Origin of the sequence: Acerihabitans sp. TG2 (genome assembly GCF_035013185.1) — a bacterium.
GTDB lineage: Bacteria > Pseudomonadota > Gammaproteobacteria > Enterobacterales > Enterobacteriaceae > Acerihabitans.
Genome location: NZ_JAYGJO010000013.1, coordinates 90344 through 114275, shown reverse-complemented (window position 1 = coordinate 114275; position 23932 = coordinate 90344). Strand labels below are relative to the sequence as shown.

19 protein-coding genes are annotated in these 23932 nt (G+C 54.0%); 9 read left to right on the top strand and 10 right to left on the bottom strand.

The window, feature by feature from the left end:
• Positions 1-231: 231 nt before the first annotated feature.
• Positions 232-1152, top strand: coding sequence for an Rpn family recombination-promoting nuclease/putative transposase (locus tag SJI19_RS13385; RefSeq protein ID WP_323478760.1), 921 nt, complete (start codon positions 232-234; stop codon positions 1150-1152).
• Between the two features lie 166 nt (positions 1153-1318).
• On the opposite strand, the gene SJI19_RS13380 is transcribed toward SJI19_RS13385, so the two are convergent.
• Both SJI19_RS13380 and SJI19_RS13375 read right to left on the bottom strand, forming a co-directional pair.
• Positions 1319-1465 carry a hypothetical protein gene (locus SJI19_RS13380; RefSeq protein ID WP_323478759.1) on the bottom strand — a complete coding sequence of 49 codons (147 nt, stop codon included), beginning with the start codon at positions 1463-1465 and terminating at the stop codon, positions 1319-1321.
• A 227-nt stretch (positions 1466-1692) separates the two neighbouring features.
• Complete coding sequence (locus SJI19_RS13375) at positions 1693-2709, bottom strand: AraC family transcriptional regulator (RefSeq protein ID WP_323478758.1); 1017 nt, start codon at positions 2707-2709, stop codon at positions 1693-1695.
• Between the two features lie 80 nt (positions 2710-2789).
• On the opposite strand from SJI19_RS13375, the gene SJI19_RS13370 reads away from it, so the two are divergent.
• Both SJI19_RS13370 and SJI19_RS13365 read left to right on the top strand, forming a co-directional pair.
• Complete coding sequence (locus SJI19_RS13370; RefSeq protein WP_323478757.1) at positions 2790-4016, top strand: MFS transporter; 1227 nt, start codon at positions 2790-2792, stop codon at positions 4014-4016.
• Positions 4017-4155: 139 nt separating this feature from the next.
• The gene (locus SJI19_RS13365) at positions 4156-4782 is read left to right on the top strand and encodes an NADPH-dependent F420 reductase (RefSeq protein WP_323478756.1); all 627 of its coding nucleotides are present in this window, start codon (positions 4156-4158) and stop codon (positions 4780-4782) included.
• Between the two features lie 66 nt (positions 4783-4848).
• On the opposite strand, the gene SJI19_RS13360 is transcribed toward SJI19_RS13365, so the two are convergent.
• Positions 4849-5589, bottom strand: coding sequence for an SDR family NAD(P)-dependent oxidoreductase (locus SJI19_RS13360; RefSeq protein WP_416347541.1), 741 nt, complete (start codon positions 5587-5589; stop codon positions 4849-4851).
• Between the two features lie 114 nt (positions 5590-5703).
• On the opposite strand from SJI19_RS13360, the gene SJI19_RS13355 reads away from it, so the two are divergent.
• Together SJI19_RS13355 and SJI19_RS13350 are read left to right on the top strand one after the other, a co-directional pair.
• Positions 5704-6294, top strand: coding sequence for a TetR/AcrR family transcriptional regulator (locus tag SJI19_RS13355; protein ID WP_323478754.1), 591 nt, complete (start codon positions 5704-5706; stop codon positions 6292-6294).
• 209 nt (positions 6295-6503) lie between these two features.
• Entirely contained in the window at positions 6504-6836 is a 333-nt protein-coding gene (locus tag SJI19_RS13350; RefSeq protein ID WP_323478753.1) for a FlxA-like family protein, read from the top strand.
• A 1772-nt stretch (positions 6837-8608) separates the two neighbouring features.
• Here SJI19_RS13350 and satP read toward each other — a convergent pair.
• From satP to malK, 4 genes are all read right to left on the bottom strand, one after another.
• Positions 8609-9166, bottom strand: coding sequence for an acetate uptake transporter (gene satP, locus SJI19_RS13345; RefSeq protein ID WP_323478752.1), 558 nt, complete (start codon positions 9164-9166; stop codon positions 8609-8611).
• A 228-nt stretch (positions 9167-9394) separates the two neighbouring features.
• Positions 9395-10297: a maltose operon protein MalM gene (malM, locus tag SJI19_RS13340; protein ID WP_323478751.1), complete on the bottom strand. Its 903-nt coding sequence runs from the start codon at positions 10295-10297 to the stop codon at positions 9395-9397.
• A gap of 86 nt (positions 10298-10383) precedes the next feature.
• On the bottom strand, positions 10384-11655 hold the full coding sequence (locus SJI19_RS13335) for a maltoporin (RefSeq protein ID WP_323478750.1): 1272 nt from the start codon (positions 11653-11655) through the stop codon (positions 10384-10386).
• Positions 11656-11694: 39 nt separating this feature from the next.
• Positions 11695-12804 (bottom strand): maltose/maltodextrin ABC transporter ATP-binding protein MalK, encoded by a 1110-nt coding sequence (gene malK / locus SJI19_RS13330; protein ID WP_323478749.1) that lies wholly within the window; start codon positions 12802-12804, stop codon positions 11695-11697.
• A gap of 407 nt (positions 12805-13211) precedes the next feature.
• On the opposite strand from malK, the gene malE reads away from it, so the two are divergent.
• From malE to malG, 3 genes are all read left to right on the top strand, one after another.
• Positions 13212-14396, top strand: coding sequence for a maltose/maltodextrin ABC transporter substrate-binding protein MalE (gene malE, locus SJI19_RS13325; protein ID WP_323478787.1), 1185 nt, complete (start codon positions 13212-13214; stop codon positions 14394-14396).
• A gap of 114 nt (positions 14397-14510) precedes the next feature.
• The gene (gene malF, locus SJI19_RS13320; protein ID WP_323478786.1) at positions 14511-16058 is read left to right on the top strand and encodes a maltose ABC transporter permease MalF; all 1548 of its coding nucleotides are present in this window, start codon (positions 14511-14513) and stop codon (positions 16056-16058) included.
• Positions 16059-16070: 12 nt separating this feature from the next.
• Positions 16071-16961: a maltose ABC transporter permease MalG gene (malG, locus tag SJI19_RS13315; protein ID WP_323478748.1), complete on the top strand. Its 891-nt coding sequence runs from the start codon at positions 16071-16073 to the stop codon at positions 16959-16961.
• Positions 16962-17170: 209 nt separating this feature from the next.
• On the opposite strand, the gene SJI19_RS13310 is transcribed toward malG, so the two are convergent.
• The gene (locus SJI19_RS13310; RefSeq protein ID WP_323478747.1) at positions 17171-18106 is read right to left on the bottom strand and encodes a LysR family transcriptional regulator; all 936 of its coding nucleotides are present in this window, start codon (positions 18104-18106) and stop codon (positions 17171-17173) included.
• A 162-nt stretch (positions 18107-18268) separates the two neighbouring features.
• On the opposite strand from SJI19_RS13310, the gene SJI19_RS13305 reads away from it, so the two are divergent.
• Positions 18269-19147 carry an SDR family oxidoreductase gene (locus SJI19_RS13305; protein ID WP_323478746.1) on the top strand — a complete coding sequence of 293 codons (879 nt, stop codon included), beginning with the start codon at positions 18269-18271 and terminating at the stop codon, positions 19145-19147.
• Positions 19148-19365: 218 nt separating this feature from the next.
• On the opposite strand, the gene malQ is transcribed toward SJI19_RS13305, so the two are convergent.
• Positions 19366-21441: a 4-alpha-glucanotransferase gene (gene malQ, locus SJI19_RS13300; protein WP_323478785.1), complete on the bottom strand. Its 2076-nt coding sequence runs from the start codon at positions 21439-21441 to the stop codon at positions 19366-19368.
• Entirely contained in the window at positions 21441-23852 is a 2412-nt protein-coding gene (gene malP, locus SJI19_RS13295) for a maltodextrin phosphorylase (RefSeq protein ID WP_323478745.1), read from the bottom strand. The genes malQ and malP overlap by 1 nt, the downstream gene beginning before the upstream one ends.
• Positions 23853-23932 lie beyond the last annotated feature (80 nt).

Here is a 23932-nt window from a genome sequence, read left to right as displayed (position 1 = left end):
CAGGAGTTTACCTATGTTGCCAGATAAAGATCGGAAAATTTGCGCCAAAAATGAGGCAGATCATGAAAAAAACACCGAGCGGAATCCGCATCTTTTCCGCGTAAGACGTCGGCAATGTGATGCGGTGTTTGTCCGTTATATGTGGAATGAGCATCGCAGTTCCGTCGTTCTTCATGTCCCGTATTTTGCCTGTTGAAGCACGGTATAGCTTTCTGACTTTATAGTGCGCCGATGCAAAAAACTCTCGCTCACCACGACGCGCTGTTTAAAAACTACCTCGGTGATATCACTGTAGCGCGGGATTTTCTGGACGTTCATCTGCCGCCGTCGCTGCGAGAACGCTGCGATCTCAGTTCCCTGGCAATGGTGCCGGGTTTTTTTGTCGAGGACGATCTGAGTACCCATTGCTCTGATATTTTGTACTCGCTAAAAACCCGCGACGGACCAGGTTATATCTATTGTCTTATCGAGCACCAAAGCCGGCCGGAAAAAATGATGGCATTTCGCATGATGCGCTACAGCATCGCCGCCATGCATCAGCATATTAAACAGGGTGGTAAAACGTTGCCGGTGGTCGTGCCCTTGCTGTTTTACCATGGGGAAACATCTCCTTACCCCTACAGTACCCATTGGCTGGATTGCTTTGCCGATCCTTCGCTGGCAAAATCAATGTATACCCAGCCCTTTAGGTTGATCGATACCACGGCCATGCCGGATTCGGAGATCCTGGCGCACAAGCGGGCCGCAGTACTGGAACTGTTGCAAAAGCATATCCGCAGCAAGGATATGCTGGAATGGAGTCATTCTATTGGCCGCTTGTTAAACGAGTGGCCTGTTAGTAAGGAACTGGTGCGTGCGCTGTTGTACTATATTGTGGAGTGTGGGAACACGTCGAAACCGGACCAATTTTTGCGTAATATCGCCGCCGAAGCGGCAAATAATGAGGAGGACGTAATGACTATTTCTCAGGAGTTGCAACGTGTGGGCCTGCAGCAGGGCATAGCGCAGGGAATGGAAAAGGGCGTAGAGCAGGGTGAAAAAAATGCAGCACTGCGCTTTGCTCGCCAGTTGATTTCGGACGGTATTGAGTATGCTGTGGTTAAGCGTTATACCGGCTTGTCCGATAAAGAGATCACCGCTTTAGCCAATTAATAGTGCTTCGGTTGTCAGCACAAAAGTGCCGATAGCGGCGTTGACTGGTGCCCGTCCCCATCCCGGTTTTTCGCGTGCGCAGCTTAAGCAAAAAAAGCCCACCCGTTCTGTTTGCCGAAGGGGTGGGCTTTTTAATGAATTTTTTTGTGTATATTACTGCGTTGTATTATTCAGCAGTATTGGTGTGCTGCTGGGTGCCTTGAGCGACCGGATAGGTGTTGGCATAGTTGTGATAATCACCCGCAGCGGCCATTGAAACGGCAGGTGCGATAAGGGCGGTAACAAGTGCTAGAGCGGTCAGGGTCTTTTTCATGATTGATATCCTAAGTTGTGAAGGTGAAAGCGTTTGCTTTCGATAGGATTAATATAACGCCTGTTAAGATAATTGGATATCGAATAAATTCGCTGTAGTTGTTCATAATAATTGAATGTTTTGTTTTGTCCAACACCGCAGAATCTACAACTGAGGTGGTGGCTTGGCAGCGGAGGGTGAGATATCGACGTCATGGGAATGCCTTTTGCCGCTGGCCACACGCCGGTTTATGGCATTTTTGCGTTGGCGTTTCGCGCCGCTGTCCCCTTGGCGGTTGGCACAGTACGGCCCTCCCGTTCAGTCCTAAAGTAACTCGGTGCCTCACCGATCACCCGCTTAAACGCCCGACTAAACGAGGCTTCCGATTCATAACCCAACCGTTGCGCCACCTCGGAGATGCGCGCCGAATCGCGGATGATCCACTGTCTGGCCTGATGCATACGCACCTGGGCCACGTAACGGGCTGGCGTTTCGCCCACGATGGCGGCAAATTTACTGGCGAAGCTCGAGCGTGACGCGCCCATCAGCTTGGCTAACTCACTCAGTGACCAGTCGCGCTGCGGACTGGCGTGAATCGCCGCCAACACATGGCCGATTTCGGGATTGCGCACCGCCGCGATCCAGCCGGTGGTTTGTCCACAGCCGTGTTCTACCCAGGCGCGAATGATCTGCGCTGCCAGCACATCGGCCAGGCGCGCCAGAATGCCGCAAGCCCCCACGCGTTTCATGGCCACTTCGCTGCTCATGGCTTCCAGCAGGTGCATAATGGTGGGCTCGTTTTTCAGCAAATCATTGGCGTGCATTATGTCCGGCATCATACGCATTAGCGGGTGCAGGTGGTCGAGATTAAATCGCATGGAACCGTAAAATAGCAGGCATGCTTCGTCTTCTCCGCCGGCGTTGAAATCAAAGATATTGCGGGTAAGCGCCTTACATTGCCAGCGCGGGAAGGGCTGCGCGGTGGCGTCAGGATGGCTGGCCAGCGCATGGGCGCTGCCGCGTGGCAGCAGTACGGCGTCCCCCGCGCTCAGTTGCACCCACTGTTGATCAGGGGTCAGCAGTGAGCAGCCATTTTCCGCGACAAACACAAAACAGGCTTCCTGGCGAGCCGGAAAGGTAAACGCCCAGGGGGCGGCAAGCTGGCAGCGACCGTATTCCACTCCATCCAGCCGCAGGCCTTGTAGCATGTCGGTTAAAGGATCGTTGGAAAAATGCGGTGTTGATTTGGACGAATGGCTAAGCATTATGGCTTTTCCAGCATGGATGTTCCAAGTTATGGACTGTACCATCCAGACTTACTGTTGAAAAGATCCCTGGAAAGTTTATGTCCGAAAAGTCTTGCATCGACGCGTTAGCCCTCGACTGTGCCGGTGGTCGTGTTGAAGGTAACCTGATCATGGCCGCTTGGAACGCGGTATTGTCCTTGTCCATCGGCGTGTTTGCGCTGGTCACGGCGGAATTTCTCCCCGCCAGCCTGTTGACGCTTATCGCCACGGATCTGGGCATTTCAGACGGTGTCGCCGGCCAGGCGGTCACTGCGACAGCGCTGGTGGCGGCGCTTGCCGGGCCGGCAGTCGTGATCGGTACCGGTCGTATCGACCGGCGCCGGGTGGTGTGGGGCCTGACGCTGCTGCTGGTATTGTCGAATTTGCTGGCGGCGTTCGCGTCTTCGATCTGGGTGCTGCTGGTATCCAGGGTGATGCTGGGTGTGGCGCTGGGCGGCGTGTGGTCACTGGTGGCGGCGCTGGCGCTGCGTTTGGTGCCCACCCGGTTATTGCCGCGGGCGATGATGATTATTTTTACCGGTGTGTCGGCGGCTACGGTGTGCGCGCCGGCGCTAGGCGCCTATCTAGGTAATTTGTGGGGCTGGCGCGCGACCTTTTTGGCTGCCGGTGGGCTCAGTCTGCTGGCACTGCTGACCCAACTGCTGACCTTGCCGCGCTTACCGCCGGCGGACGTTCCTAGCCTGAACACCTTCTGGCTGCTGCTGCGTCGGCCGGGTATTCGCGTCGGGCTGGGCGCCGTGTTATTGGTGATTTCAGCACATTTTGCCGGTTTTACCTATATTCGACCTTTCCTCGAGCAGGTGTCCAGAATGGATGTCACTGCTATCTCCCTGGCGCTGTTGGCCTTCGGCGTGGGTGGGTTCTTGGGTAACCTCGCCGGCGGTTTTATTGCCGAACGCAGCCCTCGGTGGTCAATCGTCCTGGCGGCATTGATGCTTGCCGCCATGGCTTTATTGTTGCTGATCTATGGGGCATCGGGCGAGCTAGCGCTGGTGGCGACGGCGGCCTGGGGTTTTGCTTTTGGCGGTATTCCGGTGGGTTTTCAGACCTGGAACACCCTGGCGGCGCCGGATCATGCGGAAACTGCCGGCGCCTTACTGGTCACCACGTTCCAAATCGCCATTTCCCTGGGCGCGGTGGTGGGTGGCCTGCTGGTAAACGGTCGGGGCGCGCCTGGCGCCATCGGCTACAGCGCCCTGGCGGCACTGGCCGGTGGGCTAGTGATGTTCTTGTTTGGCCGCCATAAACCCCACCGGCCAATATGAGCCGCTGGGTCAAACGGCCCGAACCGTCAAACCCACCCGATGACAATGTGTTTAAGTTTGACGGTACCCCATTATCGTAGTCCCCAACAGTTGGTTAAGGCCGCGCGGGCCATCCGCGTCACGCAAAGGAACCCATCTCATGAAAATAGGCATAATAGGGGCCGGCTATGTTGGCCGCGCTTTAGCCGCTATGGCGGTAAAACAGGGTCATGATGCCATGATCAGTAATTCACGTGGCCCGCATACGTTATTTAGCGACGCCGCAATGTTGGGCTGTAAAATCGGCACTATCGACGAAGCGGCGCAGTTTGGCGATATCGTGATCGTTGCTGTTACGTTCAAATATTATACTGCGGTACCCGTAGGACGGGTGGCGAATAAAATCGTTATCGACACTAATAACTATTACCCGCAACGTGATGATGCTTTTGAAGCACTGGACAATGGCTCCACGACCAGCAGCGAGTTGCTGGCGGCTCATCTGCCGGAGTCCACGATCGTCAAGGCGTTTAATGCCATCAGAATGACCGATATCGAACGTGACAGCCAGCCAACCGGTTCATTTGACCGCCGGGCACTACCGTTATGTGGTGATGATCTTGATGCCAAGCGTAAGGTGAGCGATCTTTACGATCAATTCGGTTTTGATACGGTTGACGTTGGCCCGCTGGCCGAAGGCTGGCGTTTCCAACCCAATACCCCAGCGTACTGTGTACGTTTAAATAAGACGTGGCTGCCCAAAGCCCTGGCGGAGGCGGTTCGTTAGGCTGCCTGCGCCCAGGCGTTTTTTGATTTTATCGAACACCAGGCGCAGGACTTTCAGCCGTGCTGATCACGCATTGATGCCGCCATCAACGTTGATGCCGGTGCCTGTGATATGGCTTGCCGCAGGACCAGCCAGGAACGTCACGGCTGCGGCAACGTCCACCGCGTTGCCATAATGACCCAGCGCAATGAACTGGCGCTGCACGTCGGCATTTTCGCCGTCGGCGGGGTTCATGTCGCTATCGGTCGGACCTGGATGTACCAGATTCACGGTAATGCCGCGTGGTCCTAAATCTCGGGCCAAACCACGCGTCAGCGATAGCAGCGCCGATTTGGTCATTGCATACACGCTGATACCCACCATGGGTACGCGTTCAGCCAGGCAACTGCCGATATTAATAATGCGGCCACCCGTGCCAAGATGCGCCAACGCCGCCTGGGTAGCCACCACCAGGCCGCGAATATTAACATTGATCATGGCATCGATATCCTCCAGCGCCATTTCTTCCAGCAGGCCGCCGCGCGCAATGCCCGCATTATTCACCAGAATATCCAATCCACCCAGCGCGGTCACGGCTTGGCTGACGGCGTCGCGGACCGCCGCCGGGGATGCACTGTCGGCCTGGATAGCCACCGCCTTGCGGCCCAGCGCGTCGATTGCCCTGACGACTTCTTGAGCTTTATCCGCTGATTTTTCATAGGTTATCGCTACATCGGCGCCCTCTTGCGCCAGCAGTAGCGCCATTGCCTTACCCAATCCGCGACTGGCACCGGTGACCAGCGCGCGTTTATTTACCAGAGTGTTCATCATCGCTTCCTATTTATGTGTTAATCGATACATAAAGACAATAAACAAAATTGTATCCCGGCGTCAACCGGATTATCATATCGATTGGCACAGAATGAATAAGGCGATATTTTCATGGCGGCAAGAGGGCGTCCTAGAAGCTTTGATCGTGAGGCGGCGCTGGCCGCAGCGATGAAAGTGTTCTGGCAACAGGGATACTCCGCGACATCAATGGCGGATCTTTATGCGGCGATGGGCATCAACTCGCCCAGTTTGTATGCTGCCTTTGGCAGTAAGGACGATCTTTATCTGGAAGCGATTGCCCACTATGAACACGTAATTGCTCCGCAGATCTGGTCGCCGCTAGGTAAGGCGGCCAGCGCGCGCGAAGCAGTACGGCAATGGCTTAAATGTTCCGCGAAAATACTGACTCAGGATGACTTCCCCCCAGGTTGCATGGTGGCCTTGTCAAGCGTCGCCAGCGAAGGCAATGCGCGGTTGGGCGCTGTGGTAATACGTTCTCGTCAGTGGGGAATTGATATACTTCGTGGTCGACTCGAGCAAGGCGTTCAGAAACGGGAGTTGCCGGCGGGTACCGATACAGAGGCGCTGGCGCGACTGTACGTGGCGATTCAGCAGGGGATTTCGATCCAGGCCCGTGACGGCGCGAGTTTTGCCATTCTGGATGCGGTAGCGGATAGCGCAATGGCCTTGTGGCCAGCGTAACGTGGGGACGTGCTAGTTATCCGGCCGGGGAGTGGTCGCGTGTTTGCCGTTCACACTAAGGTGGTGTGTCCGTGTTGTTTTACCTCGTCTTGTTGGTTGATGCTTACACTTTCTTAACGGTTATTTCGCGTTTTCTTTGTTGATACAGCGCTAAATGTTTCTTCCACTGGGCCGATAACCAGCTAAGTATATTGTTACAGGAGGAAACTATGTCCAATACTATTACGTCATCTATCTCAGCGAGCTCATCGGGTGGGGGCAACAACGTTGCCTCACAAATTAAAAATATCACTCAGCAGATCACCAAACTGACTAAGCAACTCAATAACTTATCAAAATCCAGCGCGACTGCGGAACTAAAGAAACAACAGCAACAATTGCTTGAAGTGCAAATCAAAATGTTGCAAGCGCAGATTGCCCAATTGCAGCAACAACAAGCGCAAAAGGTAACGGCAAAACAAGACAGCATCGCGCCCACGGAAACGAAGATCGACGGTGTCAACAACAAAACTGATACTAATCAGGTGGATGTTTATATCTAAAGGCGTGACTTGTCTTGCCTGTGCCACATTAGGGCGAGGTGGGGCGGGTTAATGTCGGCGAATGCCCTTTATCTGCTGATGTTAGGTATAGATAGGTTTCATGTGCACCAATCCAGGTCGGCAATCTCTTGTCGGCCTTTATCGATGAACGTAAGCCTCTGGTGGTGGGTGATGACATGTTATCGTCGCCTTTTTCATCGATTAAGTCGTCTAATGTGACATAGCAATAATCTTGAAAAATAGTCTATTGACTTACCGTTGGAAAAGGGTAGATTAAATATCAACGCAGGCACAATCGGTAATGAAGTTTAATTAAGCCTACGTTCCATTGAATATGCGATAATGGCCATGTAGCAATAAGATATTCACGTCCCGAAGGTTGAGTTTGTGATAAGGCAAATAACGTGAATGATGTAACGCTATGTAACAAATCAGTATAATCGCATTAGAGGGTGAGTCATTTGTAGACGCGATGAAGTAAGGTCTTGTAGTTAGTTAATATTCACGTCATGAAGGCCAAGTTTGTGTTAAGGCAAATAACGTGAATGATGTAAAGCCATGTAATGAATCAGTAAAATCGCATCTGAGGTTAAGTAGTTTGTAAGTGCGATGAAGTAAGGTCTTGTAGTTAGTTAATATTCACGTCATGAAGGCTGAGTTTGTGTTAAGGCAAATAACGTGAGTGATGTAAAGCCATGTAACAAATCAGTAAAATCGCATCTGTGGTTAAGTAGTTTGTAAGCGCGATAAAGTAAGGCCTTGTATTTAGTGAATATTCGCGATTGTGGGGTTGTAACCAGCTAATTGAGGATTTCGCGAAGACGGTAAGGTCATGCTACAAAAGTATATATCGCGATGGGTGATGTACTAGGTTGGTCAGTAGCATCTGAGCTGATTAACAAATAGAAGTGTCGGGATTTCCCTTAGTTTAGTAAATATATCGGAGGAACGTTCGTTATAGATACTCGATATTTCCGTTGTGAAGATGTACATCGTATGAAGTTCGCTTTACTCGTTGAAGTTATTAATGTTAAAACCTAAAATTGTACCACACTAAAAAGCCTTGACCTCAACGTCAAGGCTTTTTCATTTGTGTGGTGGTAGGGTTTAATCGTGGTGCTGGCTGGGCACCGACAGGAACCACTGGACCCGTTGGTGGATTAGGCCGCCGCTGCTGGCGGTGAGGGTCTAGTTTGTCCCTCGATAATGTCGTTTACGCAGGCGGCAATATAAAAGTCGCTCCGAACGCAGTACCTATGGCTAACGTGGTATAGATCAGCGCTTTACTTAACGCGTTTATTAGGATGACGGGCTGGTTGGAAACATCGGCTAGGCGTTGGATCATATTGCAATCGTCATGACTGCCATCAATAAAGAGGGGAGGCTTCTCGGGCACAGATTTTATTTTTTGGCGTGTTGTCGCAATATAGGTTATAGATCTCGGTCATAGGTTATTATTATGTTATTAATATTCCATTATACATATCAACAAGCAATCCAAGACTAGAGTAATTTATAATAGCCAATAACGATACACAACCTTATCCCGAACTTTTTTTATTTTCTTATCTCCGATTTATCGCCGCGCCATATTCATTTTTTGCCATTGTATCGATTGACCTCACGCACAGTAAATCGCCTGCGCCCTGTATCGGTCAAGCCATCTTAACATTGAGGTGGCCGATTTGGCGGTGAATCCGGCCAGTAAGGTTTTGGCCGGGTTGTTTAGCCGCCGCGCAATGCGGCCGATGAATCATCGGGATACTGGTCGATTAGCCGATGGGCATGACCTGGCGATCCATCTGTTCATTGATCACTTCCGCCATGGCCAAGTAGATGGCACTCGCGCCGCAGAATAAGCCGATATAACCGGCCGCTACGATGATGGCATGATTGCCGGTGATATTGCCGGCGCAGAGCATGGCGAACAGCACCGTCAGACTGCCGAATACAATCTGCAGGGCGCGGCTGGCGCGCAAGGTGCCGAAAAACATAAATAGCGTAAATATGCCCCATAGCCCTAAATAGACCCCGAGGAAAACCGCATCGCTGGCGTCGGCCAGGCCCATGCGCGGCAACAGTATTATCCCTACCAGACTCAGCCAAAACGCGCCGTAGGAGGTAAATGCCGTGGTGCCGAAGGTATTGCCATGTTTATATTCCATAATGCCGGCAATGATTTGTGCAATGCCGCCGTAAAAAATGCCCATACTGATAATAATTGAGGTCAGTGGAAAGAAACCGGCATTATGCAGGTTGAGTAAAATGGTCGTCATCCCAAAGCCCATAAGTCCCAGCGGACCGGGGTTCGCTAACGTATTGGTATGCATATATCCTCAGCAAAAAGCAAAGCAAAATGGAGTGGATTGACCCTTCTGTTTCGCGCCAACTGGCGCGGACAAGCGGTCCGTCCGGTGGTGAGCCGCGGCATCATAATGAGATTGTCCGGCTGAAGCAATGCCATAGAGTAGCACTTCACGATTTTTACTTCGCTGAAGGAAAAAAGGTGCGCCAAAGCGCACCAGTAATCTGCCAACGGTCAGTAGGGTCGGGATACGTTATCCCTTGCCTTTTACGCTACTGATAAATGTTTGCCGTGCCGACGTTGATCCAAGCCGCTCTGCCTCATTGAGCAATTTTAGCGCTTTATCAATATTGCCGTCGTTCACTGCCTGTTTGATCGACTGGTTGAAATAGCTTTCAGTATCGTTAAGCACCGGGGCGGCGGGTGCCATGGTTGTGGTGGCCGCGAGCGGTTGGGCCGTGCCCACCACTACCGGTGCAGGTGAAGGGGAGGAAAACGGCTGGCCGATCATGATATTACTGCTATTTTGTTCGGTAACAACTTCAACTTTGATCTTCCCGGTACCGGCATGGTGGGCGATGGGGTCCGGGATAGACGGTGCTGAGGTGCCGATGCCTTCGGCATAGGCTTTAGCCGGGTTGGTGAGTGTGGTGGTGCCGGCGAGATCCTGGCGGGTGGTATAGATGAGCAGATAGATTTGCTGTTGGCCCAGTGCTGGCGTGAGTTTCATCGTGCCGCTCAGGCGTTCGCCCGCTGTCATACCCGGTTTTTGATAAGGGAAATAGCTGCTGGGGAAAAAAGCTGCCGGGCGCAGTTGTTCATCTAGAATCAGAACGTTGGGCACAAAGACCTGACCGTGGTCGACAATGCTGCTGAGTGTAATGTCCAGCGTGCCGCGATTGGCCGGCAGGGTAAACGCCGCTACCGCACCCTGGATATTTCCTTGTGAAAGCCGTGGAGAAGCGGAATCCAACGTGATGTTCTTGCTCGACGGGGGTATCAGCGCGTCCCATGGTAACTGTTGTAATGCCGATGGCGATAACGACGGTGCCACCGCGATATTTTCCGATCCTAACCGGGGGGCGGCGTGTGCCGCCGCAGGCGACCCTATGATCAAGGCTGCCGTCAAACAGAGTGTCAGTATGTTCTTATTCATTATTATATTCCTGTAAGCAAGATCACCGATACGGGGTAGGCAATACCCCATACCGGTTAAGGAAAGCTACGGGTTCAGAACAGGTATTATTTCCACCAGGCTTCAAACTGGACGCCGAAGGTCACTTCATTGTCTTTGCCGCGGCTGAACGTTGTGGCGCTGGTGTCGTTGCGCGCCAGGCCGGCATCGTCATAGCCCCATTTTTCATTCCAATTCGCATAGGTGGCAAACAGGCGGATGGCCGGACGCGACCAGATGCTGCTGCCGGCTTGCCACTGCTGTGCCAGGGTGACTTTATATTGGCCGTTGCGATCGCCGGTTTCCTGGGATTTAACATTGTCGTAGCCCAATTCCAGTAGTGTGCTCATGATCGGTGTCCATTTGTACATGGGGCGGATGCCCGCGGTGTACCAGGTGGTGCCGTTATGATTATCACGATCCACATTCTGGTACATGGCCACGTACATCAATGACCATGTGTCGTTGAAATCCAGTGCACCGTGATCCAATACCCGCAGCATGCTGCCGTTATTATCAATACTGGCGCCTTGTGAGCGGCCGTTATTGTCTGACGTCATGGAATCGGTGGCATATTGCAAAACCACTTTGTTAAAGCCGTTAAACATGCTCTGGGTATGTTCGGCGGTGAGCATATAACCGTCTTTCGACGCGCCGTCGGCCAGGCTGTAACCGTCCTGGGTGTTGGCGCTGCCGTAATCCACCCCAATTTCCAGTTTGCCGCCAGGGTTGGTGTTCAGTTCCGCCAAACGGACGTCAAAGATGTCGTTGACGGTGGCGCGTTCTTCTCGTTGTTGATCGATCCAGCCGTAGGAACCACCGCTTTCCCCGTCGCGGGTGACTGCCAGGGACAACTTACCGAAACCGAGGTCTATATTTTCCAGACCGGCACCCGGGCCGGACACGTCCCAGTAGTAGAAGTCGATCATATGGACGTCGTGGCGCTGGTAGAACCGTTTACCTGCCCAGAGCGTGGCGCCGGGCAGCGAGTCAATGATATTTTTGCCTTGGACGTTCACTTCGCGAAAGCCCGGAGTGACCGATTCCCAGTCGCTTTGTTGCGAAACGGAATAAGCGAGGTTGGTATCGAAATAAAAGCTTTTATCACCCTCTTTCCACAGCTGTTGGCCCAATTTAAGCTCAGCGTAGGTTTCACATTCATTGCCTAGACGGTATTTACTGGCGGCGCCGGTTGCCTGAAAGCACTGTTGCTCGCCGCCGCTGCCGGTCCAGCCGATACCGGAACGGGCGTAGCCCGCGAAGTCTACAGCCATCGCTTGTGCTGAAAGCGCGCCACCGAGGATTGCCACTGACAAAGGTAAAATACGTAGGTTAGTCATTATTTTCTCCTGATTATTGTTGCCTGCGAACAGGCAGACTTAGACGCCCGGTTCCTGGTGTAATCGCCGGCAGGCGCTACCATCCTCTCGAAATAAATGGCAACGCTGGGGCGGCAGGCCGATAGCGAATTGGGCACCCTCGGTGACCAACACCACGTCGTTTTGACGGTAGACGAGGTTGAGGCGGATGGAGGGAATTTGAATATGGATCAGGGTTTCATACCCCAGTTGTTCCACGACTTGCACCACACCCTCCAAGATGACATCGGCGATGGTGCTTGCCTGCAGATGCTCCGGTCGGATACCTAGGGACATATTGGCGCCGACCGCTACCCGACTGCTTTCCACCGGCAGCCAGACTTTTTGGTTGTTAGGCAGTTCAACCTGTACCTGGTCGATGGCGATGGCAGTGACTTTTACCGGTAGGAAGTTCATTTTGGGTGAGCCGATAAAACCGGCGACAAAACGATTGGCTGGGTAGTGATACAACTCTAGGGGTTTGCCGACCTGCGCCACACGACCCCCTTCTAGCACGACGATTTTGTCGGCCAGCGTCATGGCTTCGGTTTGGTCATGGGTGACATAAATCATGGTGCGTTGCAGGCGCTGGTGCAGGCGGGAAATCTCGATACGCATTTGCACGCGCAGTGCGGCGTCCAGGTTCGACAGGGGTTCGTCAAGCAGGAATACCTGCGGTTCCGCCACCAAGGTGCGACCAATGGCCACCCGCTGCCGTTGACCGCCGGACAATGCTTTGGGGCGACGCTCCAACAGGTGCCCAAGCTGGAGGGTGTCCGCGACCTGATTAACGCGGCGATCAATGTCGTCTTTTTTGACATGGGCCAACTTCAGGCCAAAGGACATATTGCCGGCAACGGACAGGTGCGGATACAGCGCGTAGGACTGGAATACCATTCCTACCCCGCGTTCGGCGGGCGGCACCTCGTTCATCCGACGATCGTTAATTTTCAGTTCGCCGGAGGTGATCTCTTCCAACCCGGCAATCATCCTCAATAATGTGGATTTTCCGCAACCCGACGGGCCAACGAACACCACAAATTCCCCCTCGGCGATCTCCAAATTGATGTCTTTGGCGATCACGTTCTCACCGTAACTTTTGCAGATATTTTTCAGAGTAACGTTTGCCATAGGTGTATATTCCTGCCTGTTATTACTCTGCCCACCGGCGTTGCGGTGATGGCAGGTTGATCAATTGATGGCCAGTGTGAGTGAAGTGCGCCGGACATAAATCATCCGGTAGGTTTTTTTTTAAGGGGGAGTCGTGGGGAGGACGGGAATGTGGTTTCCCGTCACCGGGGGCAGCGTGACAGAGAAAAGCGTGACAGTCGTTGCAAATATGTAGTCTGTTTTATGTGCGATAGCACGCAAATCACCCAGGAGTGTTATTGCGATCACATTGGGAGATGTGGGGGCGTAGGGTGGAGGAGGATGAGGGGGATAACAATTGTGCGCAGTATAGCGGTTGTGTCAATTCCCAGCGATCCCGCGCCGTCGGATCCTCGCTAAAAGTAAGGAAGGATAGAACTATGGCTAGCATGAAATCCGCTATATGTACCCTGACGTTGTCCGCCGTGATGTCGGTGATGGCCTGTTCTTCAGCCTTTGCCAAAATAGAAGAAGGTCGGTTGCTGATTTGGATCAATGGCGACAAAAGTTATAATGGCTTGGCAGAAGTGGGCAAGAAGTTTGAAAAGGACACTGGCATCAAGGTGACGGTGGAACACCCCGACAAGCTTGAAGAAAAATACCCCCAGGTCGCGGCAACCGGCGACGGTCCCGACATTATCTTTTGGGCGCACGATCGGTTTGGTGGTTATGCTCAATCCGGCCTGTTAACGGAAGTGACCCCCGACAAGTCCTTTCAGGATAAGCTATTCCCTTTCACCTGGGACGCGGTGCGCTACAACGGCAAGCTGATTGGCTATCCCATCGCGGTGGAAGCCTTATCGCTGATTTACAATAAAGATCTGATCGCCACGCCGCCCAAAACCTGGGAAGAGATCCCCGCATTAGATACCAAGCTGCGGGCCAAGGGTAAAAGCGCCATCATGTGGAACCTGCAGGAACCCTATTTTACCTGGCCGCTGATCGCGGCCGACGGCGGTTATGCCTTTAAGCATGAAAATGGGGGGTATAGCACCAAGGATGTGGGTGTCAATAATGCGGGCTCCCGCGCTGGCCTGCAGTTTATTGTCGATTTGGTCAAAAATAAGCATATCAACGCTGATACGGATTATTCCGTTTCCGAAGCCGCCTTTAATAAAGGGCAAACCGCCATGACTATCGACGGGCCTTGGGCGTGGGGGAATATGGAGAAAAGCGGCATCCATTACGGTGTAGCGGTGTTGCCGACGTTTAAAGGCCACCCTTCCAAGCCGTTTGTCGGTGTGTTGAGTGCCGGGATCAATGCCGCCAGTCCGAATAAGGAACTGGCGAAGGAATTTTTAGAAAATTACCTGCTGACCCGAGAAGGTCTGGAAGCCATGAACAAGGACAAACCCCTTGGCGCGGTGGCGCTGAAAAGCTATCAGGCAGAATTGTCCAAGGATCCGCGCATCGCTGCCACGATGGAAAACTCGCAGAACGGGGAAATTATGCCGAATATTCCGCAAATGAGTGTCTTCTGGTATGCCGAACGCAGTGCCGTGAAGAATGCCATCAATGGTAAACAAACGGTCCAGCAAGCACTGGACGGGGTGAAAGCCCGTATCACCAAATAACCTGTCGGGTATCGGGCGGCCTTGAGCCGCCCGGTTTACTCATCAGGTCGACAGATTGGTTTTTTGTGGTCATCCGTCGTAATAGGAAGGGTTATGTCTGATATTTATCCTGGCATGGTCGCGACCAAACACCCGCGTTGGTGGTGTCATCGCGGGATCAAATGGTTGTTGATTAGCGTTGTCGCATTATTGATTGCCTGGTTGGTGATCGCCATGTACGTACGCGGCGAATATTTGTTTGCCATATTGTCGCTTACCCTGGCCAGCACCGGGTTGTATGTTTTCGCCAGCGGTCGGGCATACGCCTGGCGTTATGTTTATCCTGGTCTGGCGGGTATGGGGTTGTTTGTCTTGTTTCCGCTGGTGTGTACCGTCGCCATTGCGTTTACCAATTACAGCAGTGTTCATCAGTTAACCTTCGAACGTGCCCGAACGGTGTTGCTTGAACAGCAGAACCTGTCCGGCAAGCCTTATAATTTCGGCTTATATCCAGTGGGGAATCAATGGCGGCTGGCGCTTACCCTTCCGGCTGGCGGCTGGCTGGTCTCACCAGCGTTCTCCTTTGCCCCCGACAAGGCGCAAATCTTACCGATGACCGCCTCACCCGAGGCGCCGGTGGGGGAACGGGCGACGTTGCGTGGTATTACACAAAATCGCCTGGGGCTGGGTCAGTTGGTGTTGCAATTACCCGACGACACCCGTGTGCGCATGAGTTCGTTGCGGCAATTTTCCAGTTTGCAGCAGCGATACATTCCCGGGGATGGGCTGCGCTTGACCGATAGCCTGACCGGTGTGGTGTACCGACCGGATAACAGCACCGGTTTTTACCGTGCCGTGGGCGCCGATGGTCGGTTCGGCGACAATAAGCTCAGCCCTGGATATACCGTCTCGGTGGGATGGCATAACTTTCTGCGAGTATTGAATGACCAGGGTATCCAAAAACCGTTTCTTTCGATCTTCGTCTGGACGATCGTGTTTTCCTTGCTCACGGTAGTGCTAACCGTCGCGCTCGGGATGGTGCTGGCTTGCCTGGTGCAATGGGAAGCCCTGAAAGGCCGGGCTATCTATCGGATGATGCTGATCCTGCCTTATGCCGTGCCTTCTTTTATTTCCATCCTGATCTTTAAGGGGCTGTTTAACCAGAGTTTTGGCGAAATCAATATTGTGCTGCATGCTTTATTTGGTATACAGCCTAGCTGGTTTAACGATCCGACCCTGGCACGGGTGATGCTGGTGGCCATCAACACGTGGTTGGGATATCCCTATATGATGATTCTGTGCATGGGATTGTTGAAATCCATTCCGGACGATTTGTATGAAGCCTCGGCCATGGACGGTGCGGGACCTTTCCAAAACTTTTTCCGTATCACTTTACCCATGTTGATCAAACCTCTGACGCCGCTAATGATTGCCAGTTTTGCTTTTAACTTTAATAACTTTGTTCTAATCCAACTGCTGACCAATGGCGGACCTGACCGTATCAACGCGACTACGCCGGCGGGTTATACCGATTTGCTGGTGAGTTATACCTATCGTATTGCCTTCGAGGGTGCCGGCGGACAGGACTTTGGCCTGGCGGCGGCGATTGCCACCATTATCTTTTTATTGGTGGGTGGCCTGGCGTTGCTTAACCTGAAAGCGACCCGTATGACATTTGATTAAGGAGCTCTATCGGTGGCTATTGTTCAATCAACCTCGCATCATATCCGGCTGGTGGCGACGCATCTGCTGCTGCTCGGTTTTATTGCCATGATCGTGTTCCCGCTGCTGATGGTGTTGGCGATTTCACTGCGGGTCGGCAATTTTGCCACCGGCAGCCTGATCCCCGAGCATATCTCCCTGGAGCACTGGCGGCTGGCGTTGGGATTTAGCGTGCGGCAAGCGGACGGCAGCATTACCCCGCCACCGTTTCCGGTGTTGTTGTGGTTATGGAACTCCGTTAAGGTGGCGTCGATCACCGCCGTGGGTATCGTGGCGCTGTCCACTACATGCGCCTACGCGTTTGCCCGCATGCGGTTTTGTGGTCGCAGCGTGCTGCTCAAAAGTATGCTGATTTTCCAGATGTTCCCCGCAGTACTGTCACTGGTGGCGTTGTATGCGTTGTTTGACCGGCTTGGGCAGTACCTGCCGTTTATCGGTCTCAATACCCATAGCGGCTTAATATTTGCCTATCTGGGGGGCATCACGCTGCACGTCTGGACCATCAAAGGCTATTTTGAAACCATCGACGGGTCACTGGAAGAAGCGGCTTCACTCGATGGTGCCACCCCCTGGCAGGCGTTTCGGCTGGTGCTGCTGCCGCTGTCGGTGCCGATCCTGGCGGTAGTGTTTGTGCTGTCGTTTATCGCGGCGATCACCGAGGTTCCCGTTGCGTCGCTGCTACTGCGCGACGTGAACAGCTTTACTCTGGCGGTGGGCATGCAGCAGTACCTCAATCCACAAAACTATTTGTGGGGTGATTTTGCTGCTGCGGCAGTACTCTCGGCCATTCCGATTACCTTGCTGTTCTTGTTGGCTCAACGCTGGCTGGTGAGTGGCCTTACCGCCGGGGGTCTTAAAGGTTAACCCGATGTTATTGCTGTTGTTGTTGTATCTAGGTCCTGTGTCTTTGGCGACGTCATGTCGCCTTTTTTTTGCCGATGGTCTTTCTTTCATCGGCGTTTCCTGCCGGTCTTTAACCGGGTGAAATCGCATTGACTCACGCGGGGTGGATTGAATCAATCTTACCACCCCAGTTCATGCAAAAGGATTTTGATGACATTTCGGTTCTCCTTTTACTGCGAGCGTTTTGTCTCCCGGATCTCCGGGGGGGTCACTCCTTTCCTCATATTATCTGGAAAGTAGTCACAGATGAAGTTGATGAATGCGCTTATTTTCGGGCTGACGAGGCGGCGTGAAGCATGTAATACCCAAGCTTCAATAATGGGCTGGGTCGACATACCCCAACTCACCAGCCGCCCGGTTTCGATGTCATCAGCAACGATGGTCATAGGGATCAGTGCAGCTCCTGCTCCTGCATATACCGCATCGCGGATCGAAATTGGGGATGACAGCCGCAGCACGGCTTCAGGGTAAAATAGTCTCGTTCGGCCATCCAGAGGATCGACCACTGACCACACGTCGTCATCACCGGTACCTGTACGCATTACGGCAGGAAAAGTTGACGCCGCGATGTTATCGGCTCCCGCTGCAGGCTGAGGCAGTGTCGGTGGTGCCACAAGGATCAGTCGGTTGCGTAGAAAACAGCGGCCGACAAGCTTGTCCTGTGGACTGGGATTAGCCCGAATAACAACGTCATATTCATCGGCAAACAGGTCGACAAACCTGTCCTCGGTTGTCACTTCAGGGACCACATCAGGGTAGGCTTTGATAAACGCGGAAATCAGAGGCCCGAGCGTCCAATTGGTAAAAAGTAGCGGGGCGCTGATCCGCAGGCGTCCACCGGGCCGGCCAAGCCCTGCTTTTACGTCCTGCAACGCTTCTGCAATCGCACCAAACTGCGAGTCGGTGCGTGCATGCAGTACGGCACCTTCATCCGTCATGCGCAGCGGACGAATTCCGCGCTCAATAAGGCGTACTCCAAGGCTTTCTTCCAGCTCTCGCACCCGTCTCGACAGCGAGGCTTTTGACTGCCCCGTGGCTCGGCTCGCTGCCCCAAAGCCTCCGTACTGGATGACCTGATTAAAGTCAGAAACTGCCGTCATGTTCATAACTGTTCCTTTAATGAGACGATATGTCTTGATTCTACCACTATGCATCTGAAAGTGATTCAACTAGGCTTCAGTTACAGGGAAAAACGCGTGGCATCAACCTGCGACGTTCCTGATGAACTTATTCCTGAAAACTGATTTACGAACTCATCGGAGTACATCATGAGCATACTTGTTACCGGAAGTACCGGCCGCATCGGCACCGAAATTATCAGTCAGTTGGCAAAAAGCGGTGAAAAAATCAATGCGCTGACGCGATCACCGAAAAAGGCAACTTTTCCTGCAGGCGTCACCGCCGTTGGCGGTGATCTGCTGGACGCTGATGCCATGCGCCAAGCCCTGAACGGCGTGAAAACGCTCTTTCTGCTCGTCAGTAATGCCCCGGATGAACTGACCCAGGCCATAAATACTCTCGGTCTGGCGCGGGACGTTGGTGTACAGGGCATCGTCTATCTATCCGTGGCGCGCAGCGAAGAATTTACCGACGTGGCGCATTTCACCGGTAAATTCGCTGTGGAAAGGATGATTGAACAATTAGATTTACCCGCGACCATCCTCCGCCCGTCGTACTTTTTCCAGAACGATGTCTTGCAAAAGGAACCGTTACTGAATGCCGGGCTGTACGTTTCGCCGGTAGGTAATAAAGGCGTGTCAATGGTGGATGTTCGTGATATTGCCGATGCTGCCGTTATCGAATTGATCCGCCGTCATCGGTCGACGCGTCCACTGCCGCGCGAAATCTACGAGCTGTCCGGCCCCGACAGCCTGACTGGCCAGGGGCTGGCCGCCATTTGGGCGCAAGCGCTTGACCGTGATGTGTCCTATGCAGGTAACGATCTTGATACCTTTGAGCAGAACATCAAGGCTCATGCCCCCGCCTGGAAAGCGTACGACATGCGCGCAATGATGCGGCGCTATCAGACTGACGGTGCAGTTGCGCCGCAGGCGGATATAGCACGACTGACCGATTTGCTTGGCCGTGCACCGCGAAACTACCGCGACTTTGCGCTGGAAACAGCTCGCCAGTGGAAAGCGAAGTAGCCTCCTGTGCGCCTTTTTGAAACCAGGCGTCTGGCTGCAGGGTTCAGGCACCAGATAGTCTGACTACCCCAGGTTAAGGAACACCCGATGAGTGCATCGTACATATTGTTTGTTGGCCAGCGCGGCATTGCCTTCGGCGGCTGGCGGTGACAGAGTATGTGAATGATCTGGACGTGGTGCAATGCGCCGCGTCATCCACCGCCTTAACCGATGTTGGTTTAAAGGCGACGTCGGTTGATATCCCTTAATAAACGGTTAATGCCGGGGTTGGCGAACATCTCCTCCAAGGTGCGCGTCAGCTTGCGGCGCCAGTTAGGGTACTGATCGCTGGTACCCGGCACGTTGACCGGTGTGGCAATATCCAGCCAATCTTCTGGTTGCACGCCGAGTAACGCACTGGCGCTGTCAGCCAGGTAGCGGTGCATAGCGCGATTAAGTCGTGGCGACATCACCAGGCCCTTGGCCTGTTGGGGCGTGTTTTTGGGCAGACTGCCGTGACGGTGCAAAGCGTCGAGCAGTCCCTGGCGTGACCGTTGACGGTCCTCATGCAGGTAGCGCAATACCGCTGTGTCGGGATACAGTCCTAGTTGTCGTCCCAAAAATAAATCACCGGCGCTCCAGTAGCCGCGTAGCGTGGGCAAATCATGGGTAGTGGCGGCGGCCATCGACTGCGGTGCATAGGCCTCGGGTGGCAAGAATTCATGGTGGGCGTTTTGCTCGAAAAATAGCACGTTATAGGAATAAATGCCGTTGTCGCGCAGACGTCCGCGAATTTCTTCCGGCACGGTGCCCAAATCCTCGCCGATCACCATACAGTGATGGCGTTGGCTTTCCAGCGCCAGAATGGCCAGCAGCGCTTCCATGGGATAATGAACATAAGCACCCTGTGCGGCCGTATCACCACGTGGGATCCACCACAGGCGCAGCAGTGACATCACATGATCGATACGCAGAGCGCCGCAGCCCCGCATATTCGAACGTAACAAATCGATAAACGGTTGGTAACCACGCTCCGCCATCGCCAGGGGATCCATCGGGGCCAATCCCCAGTTCTGACCCTGGGGGCCGAGCACATCCGGCGGTGCGCCCACCGACGCACCCAAACAGAATAGGGCCGGATCGCCCCAGGTTTCCGCGCCGCCGTCGCTGACGCCAACGGCTAAATCGCGATACAGTCCGATGGGCATGCCAAGGGTGCGGCACAAATCGTAACATTCGGCGAACTGGCGATCGGCCAGCCACTGTAACCAGAGATAAAATGTTATCTCCTGAGCATGCCCCTGGCGGAACATTGCCACTTCCGCACCCTGGATATCGCGATACTTTTGCGGCCAGGCTTGCCATCCCGAGCAGGCGTTGTCCTGTTGTGCCAGTAATTCATGCAGAGCATCAAATTCTGCCTGGTGTCTCAAGCTGTCGCCGCCGTGGCGCACAAACGCAGCGAAGTCCAGCCGCTGCGGATCGTGCTGCGTCCGCCGGCCGAATTGCTGCCAGCATAGCCGTAGTGCGGTTAATTTTAGTGCGCTAACCCGAGGATAATCCACCTGTACGGCGGCGCGCGCGTCTATCAGTGCGCGCTGCACATCCGGATGTGTCCACCATTGCTGTGCTGCGGGGTTATGGTGGAAATCCTCCACATTATTGATATCAATATACAGCGTATTTAGCCAGCGCCGTGATGACGGGCTGTAGGGACTGGCGTTCGCCGGCATAGCCGGATAGAGCGCATGGATTGGATTGAGGCCGACAAATGCCGCGCCGCGCCGCGCCATTTCGCGGATCATCATTTTCAGGTCGCCGGTGTCGCCGATGCCCCAATTGACCGCCGAACGCAAGGTATAAAGTTGGATACTAGCCCCCCAGAGCCGTTTGCCTGCCAGCAGCGCTGCTGGCTGGTAGCAGCGGGGCGGGGCGACAATAACCAAGCTTGACGCTACCTGTGCGCCCTGGCTTATGGTCAACTGATGGTAGCCACAGGCCAGGCCGCTGGGCAGCCGCAATGGCGTTCCGGCGGGTATGTTTCCCCTTAGTATGGCGCCTTGTTCGGTCGATAATTGCCAGTCACAGTCACCCTGGATGCCCGGGGTGAGCGTCATCGGTTCATCACTGCGCCAGACGGCCACCGGCGGCACGAGTGGCGTTGGCGGGGTGAGCGTGCGTGATCGGTGTCCCATAAGGTCAAGCAGCCGACGTTGGGTTTGCGCCGAGATGGTTTGCCGCTGGCCCAGGGCATTGATATATTCATTGGCGATACCGGCCTGGGCCGAGATTTTTTCCAACAATAAGGGTTCCATCATTCCCCCTGGCGCGCGGCTTGCCAGATCAGCCGCTGGTAGTCACTGATGGCCCGATCGGAGCTGAACATGCCCACCCGTGCGGTGGTTAATATTGCCGCCCGGGTCCAGGCGTCTTGATCCGGGTAGAGTGTGTCGGCGCGGTCCTGTGCCGCACAGTAGTCATCAAAATCCGCCAGCACCAGATAGGGATCGCCACCCGCACCAAGGCTGTCCAGTAACGGCATGAATGCCTGTGTATCGCCGTCGCTGTATGTGCCGTCGGCGAGGCTGAGCAGCAACGGGTCGAGCGAGTGACTGTTTTGGCGCCATATCAAGGGATCGTAGCCGTCGGCCCGTAGGGCCTTGGCCTGTGGTACATTCAATCCGAACAGAAACATATTGTCCTCGCCGACCTGTTCGGCAATTTCGACGTTGGCTCCGTCCAGCGTGCCGATGGTCAGCGCCCCGTTCAGCGCCAGCTTCATATTACCGGTGCCCGACGCTTCAGTGCCGGCGGTGGAGATTTGTTCCGAAAGATCGGCCGCTGGGATCATCAGTTCCGCCACCGAGACGCGATAGTCGGGAATAAAAACCACTTTCAGTCGATCGGCAACCCGCGGATCATTGTTGACGCGTTCTGCTACGCTATTGATGGCGTGAATAATATTTTTGGCCAAGCGATAACCGGGTGCGGCCTTGCCTGCGAATAAAAAGACCCGCGGTACATATTTCCCTTGGGGGTCGGCGAGCAGACGTTGGTAGCACCACAGGATATGCAGTAGCTTGAGGTGTTGGCGCTTATATTCATGTAGCCGTTTGATTTGTACATCGAACATGGCGTCGGGATTGAGGCTAATGCCGCACAGCTGTTGGACATAGGCCGTCAGCCGCAACTTATTGTCTCGCTTGATGTGTCGATACTGTGCGCGAAACTGTGCATCGTCGGCGTAAGGTTCAAGCCGTTGCAGTGCGTCCAGGTCGGTGACCCAGCCCTTACCCAAGGTACCATCGATGAGTGTCGACAGCGCCGGGTTGCACTGCTTGAGCCAGCGTCGGGGGGTAATGCCATTGGTGACATTATGAAATTTCCCCGGCCATAGCCGGTAATATTCTGGAAATAGATCCTCGGTAACCAGACGCGAATGCAGCGCCGCGACGCCGTTGACCGCAAAACCGCCGATAACGCATAAATTGGCCATGCGCACTTGTTTATCCGCGTTGATCGCCAGTTTGCGCCAGATTGCCTGGTCACCCGGCCATAGACTTTCCACCTGGGGGCGAAAATGCGCGTCGATTTGGCGGATCAGTGCGAAATGACGTGGTAGCAAGCTACGCATCAACGGTTCATTCCACCGCTCCAACGCCTCTGGCATCAGCGTATGGTTAGTATAAGCAAAGGTGTTGACGGTGATGGCCCAGGCGTTATCCCAGTCCAGTTCATGTTCATCAAGCAGGATGCGTAATAATTCCACTATGGCGATACTGGGATGAGTATCGTTGAGTTGGACGACCTCGAAATCTGGCAGGCTTGCCAGCGTGCGACCCGCGGCCAAATGGCGGCGCAGGATATCCGCGATGGAACAGGCGCACTGAAAATACTGCTGCATCAGTCGCAGCCGCTTGCCCGCCGGATGACTATCATTGGGATAGAGTACATTGGTCAGTGCGCCAGCCTCGATGCCTTGTTGTTCCGCGCGTAGATATTTTCCCTCGTTAAATGCCGTTAAATCAAACGGCTGTTCATGTCCGGCTTGCCATAACCGCAAGATTTGCACTACGCCGTTGCCATAGCCGCACACCGGGAGATCCCATGCATCACCCTTGAGCCACAACGCCGGTTGCCATACTTTGCGGCCGTCGGGTTGGGTGATGAGCTTACCGCCGAAACCCACGTCGACCCGCAGTTCGTCATGCTGGCGGAACCAGGGATAATCATGGCGTAGCCAGTTATCCGGCGCTTCGTGCTGCTGGTGCTCGCTAAAGGTCTGGCGGAACAGGCCAAATTGGTAATTTAAGCCATAACCGATAGCGGGTTGGCCGACGGTGGCCATAGAATCCAGGAAGCAGGCGGCCAGCCGGCCGAGACCCCCGTTGCCCAGTCCTGGATCGGTTTCCTGCTCCAGAATGTCGCTCAGTTTCACATCGTATTGATCAAGGGCTTGTTCAACCGCCTCGTACCATCCCAGGTTGATCAAATTGTTCGCGCTCAGCCTGCCGAGCAGGAATTCCATTGAAATGTAGTTTACCCGCCGGCGCCTGGGGGGTGGGGACGCGATGTCCTCGGGTGGGAGCATACTGGACACCGTACGACAAACCGCCTGCCACCATTGGCGCGCGGTCATCTGTCGTGGGTCGCTGAAACCTGCTTGCCGCCACTGATAGGCGAGTGCTGCGTCGAATTGCGAGCTGCTAAGGGATTGCACCGGCATAAGATTCTCTCGTTCTGGTGAGTCAATGAGGGTAGGCCGTTATCATGACGTTGGAATTGGGGTTACTCATCCTCCTGACG

Excerpts from the sequence above, each read along its gene's own strand:
- SJI19_RS13385 (WP_323478760.1), top strand. The coding sequence starts at position 232 with ATGCAAAAAACTCTCGCTCACCACGACGCGCTGTTTAAAAACTACCTC.
- SJI19_RS13380 (WP_323478759.1), bottom strand. The coding sequence starts at position 1,465 with ATGAAAAAGACCCTGACCGCTCTAGCACTTGTTACCGCCCTTATCGCA.
- SJI19_RS13375 (WP_323478758.1), bottom strand. The coding sequence starts at position 2,709 with ATGCTTAGCCATTCGTCCAAATCAACACCGCATTTTTCCAACGATCCT.
- SJI19_RS13370 (WP_323478757.1), top strand. The coding sequence starts at position 2,790 with ATGTCCGAAAAGTCTTGCATCGACGCGTTAGCCCTCGACTGTGCCGGT.
- SJI19_RS13365 (WP_323478756.1), top strand. The coding sequence starts at position 4,156 with ATGAAAATAGGCATAATAGGGGCCGGCTATGTTGGCCGCGCTTTAGCC.
- SJI19_RS13360 (WP_416347541.1), bottom strand. The coding sequence starts at position 5,589 with ATGAACACTCTGGTAAATAAACGCGCGCTGGTCACCGGTGCCAGTCGC.
- SJI19_RS13355 (WP_323478754.1), top strand. The coding sequence starts at position 5,704 with ATGGCGGCAAGAGGGCGTCCTAGAAGCTTTGATCGTGAGGCGGCGCTG.
- SJI19_RS13350 (WP_323478753.1), top strand. The coding sequence starts at position 6,504 with ATGTCCAATACTATTACGTCATCTATCTCAGCGAGCTCATCGGGTGGG.
- satP (WP_323478752.1), bottom strand. The coding sequence starts at position 9,166 with ATGCATACCAATACGTTAGCGAACCCCGGTCCGCTGGGACTTATGGGC.
- malM (WP_323478751.1), bottom strand. The coding sequence starts at position 10,297 with ATGAATAAGAACATACTGACACTCTGTTTGACGGCAGCCTTGATCATA.
- SJI19_RS13335 (WP_323478750.1), bottom strand. The coding sequence starts at position 11,655 with ATGACTAACCTACGTATTTTACCTTTGTCAGTGGCAATCCTCGGTGGC.
- malK (WP_323478749.1), bottom strand. The coding sequence starts at position 12,804 with ATGGCAAACGTTACTCTGAAAAATATCTGCAAAAGTTACGGTGAGAAC.
- malE (WP_323478787.1), top strand. The coding sequence starts at position 13,212 with ATGAAATCCGCTATATGTACCCTGACGTTGTCCGCCGTGATGTCGGTG.
- malF (WP_323478786.1), top strand. The coding sequence starts at position 14,511 with ATGGTCGCGACCAAACACCCGCGTTGGTGGTGTCATCGCGGGATCAAA.
- SJI19_RS13310 (WP_323478747.1), bottom strand. The coding sequence starts at position 18,106 with ATGAACATGACGGCAGTTTCTGACTTTAATCAGGTCATCCAGTACGGA.
- SJI19_RS13305 (WP_323478746.1), top strand. The coding sequence starts at position 18,269 with ATGAGCATACTTGTTACCGGAAGTACCGGCCGCATCGGCACCGAAATT.
- malQ (WP_323478785.1), bottom strand. The coding sequence starts at position 21,441 with ATGGAACCCTTATTGTTGGAAAAAATCTCGGCCCAGGCCGGTATCGCC.
- malP (WP_323478745.1), bottom strand. The coding sequence starts at position 23,852 with ATGCCGGTGCAATCCCTTAGCAGCTCGCAATTCGACGCAGCACTCGCC.